Source organism: Mucilaginibacter sp. (genome assembly GCF_028288105.1).
In the GTDB taxonomy this organism is placed as follows: domain Bacteria; phylum Bacteroidota; class Bacteroidia; order Sphingobacteriales; family Sphingobacteriaceae; genus Mucilaginibacter.
The window spans coordinates 1-7,783 of the sequence record NZ_JAQBOI010000332.1 but is presented as its reverse complement, the minus strand read 5'-3'; the positions used below and the strand labels follow the sequence as shown (position 1 = coordinate 7,783).

Here is a 7,783-nt window from a genome sequence, read left to right as displayed (position 1 = left end):
GAAATATTAAAAGCCTCTTGCATAGATTAAGGCATGCGGTCTTTTAGTTCGCGCTCTTTTTCCTTGCCTTCGTCCTTTAATCGTTTTTTCTCGGCCTTTATTTCTTTCTTGGTACGGCCGGCGGTATCCACATTATCAATGCGGTTTTTGTAATCGGCTTTTACTTTTTCAATTTCTTGTTTAAGGCGTGCCTTAATGGTTTCGTTGGTTTCCTCTATCTTCTTTTCCATTTTGGCTGCGGCAGTATCCTTTTTACCAAATAAACGCTGGAAGAAGTTAGGGTGCTTTGGCTCATCAAAAATAGGAACCACGCCTATCCCATTATCATCATCGCTGGTTTGGTGTATCAGGCTATCAGCCACAAGGGTATCAACAGGGGCTTCCCTGCGCAAGCCCTCGCGCAAACGCACGTTGTAAAAGCCATAAGCGTTACTATCGCGCTCTATGAGGCCTTTACCTGCCATTAGCCGGCCTATAAGGTTAAAGTAGCCATGCAAGCCCGGTCGCAGTGTGCCGTCTGGCTGAAAAGCGTATAGGCCTGCTTTAGGGTTAGGAACAATACTGGCCAGGTAAATACTTTCGCCAAGGGTTAGGTCAGACGGTGATTTGCCAAAGTAATATCTTGAAGCATCGCCAATACCGTAAATACCGCGGCCCCACTCAATAATGTTAAAGTAAACCTCTAGCATCCGGTTTTTACTCATAATACGGTTATTCTCTATCAGCCATACGATCAGTATCTCTTCTATTTTGCGCGAAAGGGTTTTGTTGCGGCTTAAAAAGGAGTTTTTTATCAGCTGCATGGAAATAGTACTCCCACCACGTTTAAATTTCTTTTCCTTGATATCGGTAATAAACGATTTACGAATAGATTCATCAACAAAGCCCCGGTTGGTATAAAATGATGGATCTTCGGCAGTCATTACGGCATTTCGCACATTGGGCGAGATCTGCTCAAGCGGTGTAAAATCTGAATTGCCGGGGCCAATGGTATGTGGCGACATAGCTTTACCCCTTTCATAAGGTACATAAACAAAAGTTTTATTCAATTTACCCAGATCGGCCTTGCCATATTTAATTATCCGGAAATCCTTATCCTTTTGCAGGGAAGAATTGAATATCATATCATCAATATGCGCACGGTTTAGGAACAGGTTTAAACTGTAGTTGAGCTTGCCGGTTACTTGTATGCCCTCTAATGATTCGAACATACCGTTAGGAAATGAATCAAAAAAGTCTTGTGCATTTTGCCAGCCGGTTTTAATTTTCATCTCGTAGATCTTTACCGGGTTAAGGGTATATTTCAGATAAGGATTAGCGGTTAGCTTTTTTACGTGAATAACCGAAGAGCTATCAAGCGATATATAGTTAGTGCCCACAAACACATTGGCATCTATAGAGCCATTGGGCACCACAATATCGCTAACAGATAAACCCGGGTGGCTGAGCAACAGGTTGCGTACGCTCCACGAACCATATATTTTGGTTTCGCCACCGCTATGTTTAACGTTGCTTAGTTTGGTACTGATGGTGTCAAAGTTCAGCTTCAGATTAAATTTTTTCTCGATTATAGGTAACTCTACCTTTTTGCCATCGGCATACAGATGTACTTCAATATCTTTATCTGATGGTAGCATTGTACCATCTATATGCCAGGTTGCATCACCATCATCAACCTTTATGGTTGATGCCAGTTTACCGTTTTTAATAATAGCGGTTTGGGCAAGCATTTTTACATGGCTGCTATCGTCAGCAAAACTCACCAAAAAATCATGCAGCGATAAGTCATCGGGGATCTTGTAAAGTACCTCGTTAATAAGGTTGTTTGATAGTTCAGACAAATCGACTTTATTGCCGGTATTAACGGTGTCTTTCTTCTTTTTAAATAGAAAATCAAAGTTTCTTACGCCTTTGATGCTGGTAAGGTTTAAATGCCCATCCTGCAGGACTACTTCGGCCAGTTTTATATTGCCAAATATTAACGGAAATATTTTAACGCTCACGCTAAACTTTTTAACCGATAGCAGGCTGTCGCGCTGGTCGGGCACAACACTTATGTCAGAAAAAGCCACGGTGCTAAGGCCTGTAAAATGTGCCGAACCTATTTTTACATCTAAATTATAATCCCTTTTTGCTTTTGCTTTAGCTTTGTAAATAGCTTTTTGAAGCAATACCTCACGTTTAGAATAGGCAACGTATCCGCCTATCAGTATAATAACTACTAATATTAGGGCAGTTATACCTGCAATACGGATATATTTGGGGTTGATACGGCGCATAAAGGAAATTTGCTTCAAAACTAAACTAATTATGATGTGGTGCAAACGGTTGCAAACTGCAAATTGTTTTCTTAACAAACGCATGCTGCTACCCGTTTTCGTATTATTGCGATTAAATAAATATGGAATTTACTAAAGAACAAGTATTACAAGCCCTTGGAAATGTTGAAGAACCAGATCTGAAAAAAGACCTGGTAACCCTAAACATGATACAGGATATACATATTGAAGGCAACAAATTGAGCTTTTCGGTAGTGTTAACTACACCGGCTTGCCCTTTAAAGGCTTTAATTGAAAATGCCTGCCGTAATGCTATAGGCCATTTTATCAGCAAGGATATTGAAGTTACCGTGAACATGACATCGCACGTTACCTCGCAAAAGAACACGGGTGTGCCGGGCGTTAAAAATATTATTGCCGTAGCATCGGGCAAGGGTGGGGTAGGTAAATCTACCGTATCTGTAAACCTGGCCCTGGCTTTATCAAAAACCGGCGCTAAAGTGGGTTTGATAGATGCCGATATCTATGGCCCGTCTATCCCCATTATGTTTGGCCTGGAAGGTGAGCGCCCTAAAGCCACGCAAGAGAACGGCAAAACACGCATTGAGCCAATTGAAAAGTTCGGTATCAAGCTGTTATCGATAGGGTTTTTTACAGATCCAAATCAACCCGTGCCATGGCGTGGGCCAATGGTATCAACAGCCGTAAAACAGCTTTTTAATGATGCCGATTGGGGCGAACTTGATTATTTAGTGGTTGACTTGCCGCCAGGCACCGGCGATATACATATTACCGTTACGCAAAGTTTCCCGGTAACGGGTGCTGTAATTGTTACCACGCCGCAAAATGTGGCATTGGCCGATGCTAAAAAGGGTATTGGCATGTTTTTGATGCCTGCTATTAACGTGCCTATTATGGGGATAGTGGAGAACATGGCCTACTTTACCCCCGAAGAATTGCCCGATAATAAATATTACATTTTTGGACAAGGCGGCGGTAAAAGGCTTGCCCAGCAATTGGATGTGCCATTTTTGGGAGAGATACCATTAATAAAGGGGATAAGCGATTCTGGGGATGCGGGCCGGCCAATTGTTTTAGACGAAGATGATGTTATGACTACCGCATTTATGGAGATGGCCAGGCGTGTTGCCCAGCAGGTTTCTATTTGTAATGCCCAAAAGGCAGATAACTTAAATGTGGTAAATAATTAATAACTTTACTGTATAATTTAATAGAAATGAGTTTAATAGATCAGGTGGAAGCAGCGTTGGATACCATACGGCCTTACTTAGAGGCAGATGGGGGTAACGTTTCTGTTGAAGAAATTACTCCTGAAAATGTGGTAAGGCTTAAGCTGCTGGGTTCATGCGGTTCGTGCCCCATGAGCATCATGACGTTGAAGGCGGGGATTGAACAGGCCATTTTAAAGGCTGTACCGCAGATTATCGGTATTGAAGCGATAAACCTAACTGACATTGATGACCCCAATGCCGTACTTCCGGAAAATTTAAGATAGTGTTAAGAAGTGTTAAATGCACTTATTGATATTTTTCAATAACGTATTTTTACCCGCCTGTTTAAAACAAAACTCAAATAGGCAGGGAATATTAGCATGAAAAGATTAATTGGCATATTGTTTTTACTGACATCCTTATCAGCGTTTTCACAGAAAAAAGAAAATCCGCTGGTACAGTTTACGGGTGTGGTATACAATGCCGATAGTGCCGATGTTGTAGTACCTTATGTAAGCGTTACCAATATAAGCAACCATAATAGCGTTGTGATAACCAATTTTAAAGGCTATTTCTCATTTGTGGCACATGAGCAGGATTCCCTGCAATTTACCGCGATTGGTTATGCCCCTGTTACGGTAGTTATACCGGCCAATGTTAAAAGCAAAAGCTATACTGCAAAGGTTTTAATAAAACCACAAATAACAAACCTGCCAATGGTAAGGGTGTTCCCATGGGCTACTACAGATGAGTTTAGAAAAGATTTTGTTAATGCTAAAATAGCGGATGACGATCTGGAAATTGCCCGCAAAAACATTAGCCGTACATCAATAGTTGCCATGACCAACACTCTGCCAAGAGATGGCCAGGAAATACAATCCGCCAATGCGCAATACATGCACCAGGATATTGTTAACCAGCACTCGCGTACAAACCCATTGCTCAACCCGCTTGCATGGGGTAGTTTAATTAAATCGATAACCGACGGAGACAGTAAATAGAGTTAAGACTGTTAGAGTCAAGAATCAAGAAAAGACCGGGACAGATATAATAGAAAAGGGCTTCGAATTATCGAAGCCCTTTTTTGTTTTCGTTATGAATATCTCCGGTCTTGATTCTTATGTCTTGACTTCTTGACTCTCTTCTATCTACCCTTTTTAGCAGCCGGGAATTTCATACGATAATCAACATCTACAACACCTTTAGAAATATCATTCAGTTTCTTTTCTATCAGGCGTTTGCGTAGCGGGCTTAGCCTATCGGTGAATAGTTTGCCTTCTATATGATCATACTCGTGCTGTATAACGCGTGCTGCCATACCGCTAAAGGTTTCTTCGTGGTGTTTCCAATCCTCGTCGTAGTACGATATTTTAATGGTAGACTTGCGGTTTACATCTTCCCTTATGTCGGGGATGCTTAGGCAGCCTTCGTTAAAAGCCCACTCTTCACCACTTTCCTCAAGAATGCAGGCGTTGATAAATACTTTTTTGAAATCCTTTAGTTCTGGTTCCTCATCATCAAACGGGGTAACGTCAACAACAAACAAACGCATAGACATGCCCACCTGCGGGGCAGCCAAACCAACACCGCGCGCGCCGTACATGGTTTCGAACATGTTGCTTACCAACTCTTTAATGTTTGGGTATTCATCAGGTTCAATAGATGTGGCTTTTTTTCTTAAAACCGGGTCGCCATATGCTATTATAGGATATTTCATGGTGCAAAGGTAGGAGATTTCTTATTTAGGCTCAAATAATAAGGTTATCATACGGTCATTATCAAATATTTCATTGCTTATTTCTAACAAATCATCGGCCGAAACCGCATTTATCTTAGCAAAGATGTCTTCCAGCGAATCTATCCGGTTAAAATCAAGCAAACTTTTAGCCATTGATATGATCAGGCTCATGCGGCTTTCTTCGGCAAGGGCTATTTGACCTATAAATTTTTCTTTGGCTTGTTTTAGCTGTATTGTACCCAGTTTATTATCGCGCAGTTTCTTCAGTTCTTTATGAACCAGCTTTAAGGCCTTGTCGGCTTTTTCGGCATCGGTACCAAAGTAAATAGAGAAAATGCCGGTATCTGTTAACGATGTATAGTTTGATTCGATAGTATAGGCAATACCATATTTCTCGCGAATTTCCAGGTTAAGCCGGTTACTCATCCCCATGCCACCTAAAACATTGTTAAGCAGCAGCAAACCGTATTTATTTTTATGCGCCGATGGATAAGCCCTGCCACCCAAAATACAATGCGTTTGCGATATGGCTTTTGGTACATTGTAAATGCCGCCTTTTACCAATTCGGGAGCAATGCGGTGCTTTTGATTGGTATTTTCGGGCACATTGCCAAAATACTTCTCGCACAGTTTAATCAGCTTTTTAAAATCATAATCGCCATAAACCGCGAATATCATTTGATGGGTATTGTTATTGGCGGTGGTAAATTGTTTAATGTCCTCGCCGTTTAATACCGCTACCGTTTCGGGCGTGCCTAAAATGTTATTACCAATGGGGTGGCCTTTAAACAGGTATTCCTCAAAGTCATCCTGTATGGCTTCTTCGGGCTGGTCCAGGTACGAGGCTATCTCGTCCAGTATCACGCCGCGTTCTTTCTCCATTTCATCTGCGGGGAAGGTAGAGTGAAACAAAATATCTTCGAACAGGTCTACCGCACGCTCTAAATGTTGTTTTAATAGGGAGGCATGTATGCAGGTATATTCTTTTGTAGTGTAGGCGTTAAGGTCGGCGCCAACCAGTTCCAGGCGGTTTAGTATCTGCGGGGTGTTGCGCCTTTCGGTTTCTTTAAATAGTAAATGCTCTATAAAATGAGCAAGCCCCTCTTTATTGGGCAACTCATCGCGCGAGCCGGCATTAAGCACAAAGCAGCAATGCGTAATGGGCGACGGGGAGTGTTTAAATAGTATGCGGATGCCGTTTGGCAGCGCGTGAACATGGTGATCTGTCATAAAAGGTTCAAAGATAGCGTATAAACATGCAAATTGTTTCGCCATTATGTATGTTTACACCATGAAACTACAAATTGACGATCTTGAATTTGAACCATTGTTCTCGGCCGAAAGCATACAGCAACGTGTTGCTGAGGTGGCGCAGCAAATAAATAATGACTTTGAAGGCCGCCAGCCCATATTTGTAGGCATCCTAAACGGCAGTTTTATGTTCGCTGCCGATTTGGTTAAAGAAATTGTTGTACCATGCGAGGTTACATTTACCAAGCTGGCTTCTTACTTAGGCGGTCTATCAAGCACACGCACCATTCGTGATGATTTTGACCTGCACGTAAAAATAACAGGTAAGGATGTTATTTTAGTGGAAGATATAATTGATACGGGTAATACTATTAAATACCTGATAGAAAAACTGTTGACACGCAACCCGGCCTCCATCACTGTTTGCACCCTGCTTTATAAACCAGATTCGGTTGAGCACAGTATTGAAGAATTGAAATACGTAGCCTTCCAGATACCGAACCAATTTGTAGTAGGCTATGGCCTTGATTATAAAGAACTGGGCAGGAATTTAAAGGGGATATATAAGAAGATAGGATAACCTTCTCCCCAAAGGGTGAAAAGCGGGTATTTTTAGGGTGATATAAGGGGGTTGAATAAGTAATAGGTTTGCTTAGCTTTAGCTAATTAAAACCGCCTTATTCAATTCAAATGGAAAATTACCTGCACGGTCTTCTTGATGAAGACAATGACCCCATTATTCAACAGTATTTAAAATATATTGACGAGGGGATCCCCAAAACAACCAAACCCAAAAACGTATTGATCATTGGTGCCGGTATGGCCGGTATGGTATCGGCCGCAATGCTTAAACAGGCCGGCCACAACGTAACTATTGTTGAGGCCAATACAAGGGTAGGCGGCCGCATCAAAACCTTCCGAAACACAAAAGAAAAGCAATATTTTGAGGATGATAGCTCCTATGGAGAAGCCGGGGCCATGCGTATCCCAACCATCCATCAAATGGTGTTTAAATACATCAGTCAGCTAAACCTTAAAACCGAGCCCTTTTATTATGTTTCGGTTGATAAGGCGCAGGCCATAGCTTATCATAATAACCCCCAAACAGCCCCCATCCCTGACCGCACCCGCAACTCTGTTTTTTATGTAAACTACAGGCATGTTGTACAAAGCGAATATTTTAAACCCGGTGCAAATATTAACGAACTGCTGGATTATAACCTGGAAACCAGCGAGCAAAACCTTTATGAAAACCAGCGGGCCGATGTTTTACTGGCCAATGT

At 41.9% G+C, this 7,783-nt stretch carries 8 protein-coding genes; 5 read left to right on the top strand and 3 right to left on the bottom strand.

Annotation, left to right across the window (positions count from 1 at the left end; genetic code table 11):
- Nucleotides 1-26: 26 nt before the first annotated feature.
- A complete protein-coding gene (locus JWQ85_RS21835) occupies nt 27-2,297 on the bottom strand; it encodes a transglycosylase domain-containing protein (RefSeq protein WP_299471805.1) in 2,271 nt (756 codons plus the stop codon).
- A gap of 104 nt (nt 2,298-2,401) precedes the next feature.
- On the opposite strand from JWQ85_RS21835, the gene JWQ85_RS21830 reads away from it, so the two are divergent.
- From JWQ85_RS21830 to JWQ85_RS21820, 3 genes are all read left to right on the top strand, one after another.
- A complete protein-coding gene (locus tag JWQ85_RS21830; protein ID WP_299471803.1) occupies nt 2,402-3,490 on the top strand; it encodes an Mrp/NBP35 family ATP-binding protein in 1,089 nt (362 codons plus the stop codon).
- A 26-nt stretch (nt 3,491-3,516) separates the two neighbouring features.
- Complete coding sequence (locus tag JWQ85_RS21825; RefSeq protein ID WP_299471801.1) at nt 3,517-3,795, top strand: NifU family protein; 279 nt, start codon at nt 3,517-3,519, stop codon at nt 3,793-3,795.
- A gap of 96 nt (nt 3,796-3,891) precedes the next feature.
- Entirely contained in the window at nt 3,892-4,512 is a 621-nt protein-coding gene (locus JWQ85_RS21820) for a hypothetical protein (RefSeq protein ID WP_299471799.1), read from the top strand.
- A gap of 143 nt (nt 4,513-4,655) precedes the next feature.
- On the opposite strand, the gene def is transcribed toward JWQ85_RS21820, so the two are convergent.
- Together def and JWQ85_RS21810 are read right to left on the bottom strand one after the other, a co-directional pair.
- Complete coding sequence (gene def, locus JWQ85_RS21815; RefSeq protein ID WP_299471797.1) at nt 4,656-5,228, bottom strand: peptide deformylase; 573 nt, start codon at nt 5,226-5,228, stop codon at nt 4,656-4,658.
- 21 nt (nt 5,229-5,249) lie between these two features.
- A complete protein-coding gene (locus JWQ85_RS21810) occupies nt 5,250-6,524 on the bottom strand; it encodes a pitrilysin family protein (RefSeq protein WP_299471795.1) in 1,275 nt (424 codons plus the stop codon).
- Between the two features lie 16 nt (nt 6,525-6,540).
- On the opposite strand from JWQ85_RS21810, the gene hpt reads away from it, so the two are divergent.
- Together hpt and JWQ85_RS21800 are read left to right on the top strand one after the other, a co-directional pair.
- Complete coding sequence (hpt, locus tag JWQ85_RS21805) at nt 6,541-7,080, top strand: hypoxanthine phosphoribosyltransferase (RefSeq protein ID WP_256541489.1); 540 nt, start codon at nt 6,541-6,543, stop codon at nt 7,078-7,080.
- Nucleotides 7,081-7,190: 110 nt separating this feature from the next.
- Nucleotides 7,191-7,783 (top strand): FAD-dependent oxidoreductase (locus JWQ85_RS21800; protein WP_299471792.1); only part of this gene is annotated, 593 nt, incomplete at its 3' end.

Coding starts and splice junctions, on each gene's coding strand:
- JWQ85_RS21820 (WP_299471799.1), top strand. CDS start 3,892: ATGAAAAGATTAATTGGCATATTGTTTTTACTGACATCCTTATCAGCG.
- JWQ85_RS21810 (WP_299471795.1), bottom strand. CDS start 6,524: ATGGCGAAACAATTTGCATGTTTATACGCTATCTTTGAACCTTTTATG.
- def (WP_299471797.1), bottom strand. CDS start 5,228: ATGAAATATCCTATAATAGCATATGGCGACCCGGTTTTAAGAAAAAAA.
- hpt (WP_256541489.1), top strand. CDS start 6,541: ATGAAACTACAAATTGACGATCTTGAATTTGAACCATTGTTCTCGGCC.
- JWQ85_RS21825 (WP_299471801.1), top strand. CDS start 3,517: ATGAGTTTAATAGATCAGGTGGAAGCAGCGTTGGATACCATACGGCCT.
- JWQ85_RS21830 (WP_299471803.1), top strand. CDS start 2,402: ATGGAATTTACTAAAGAACAAGTATTACAAGCCCTTGGAAATGTTGAA.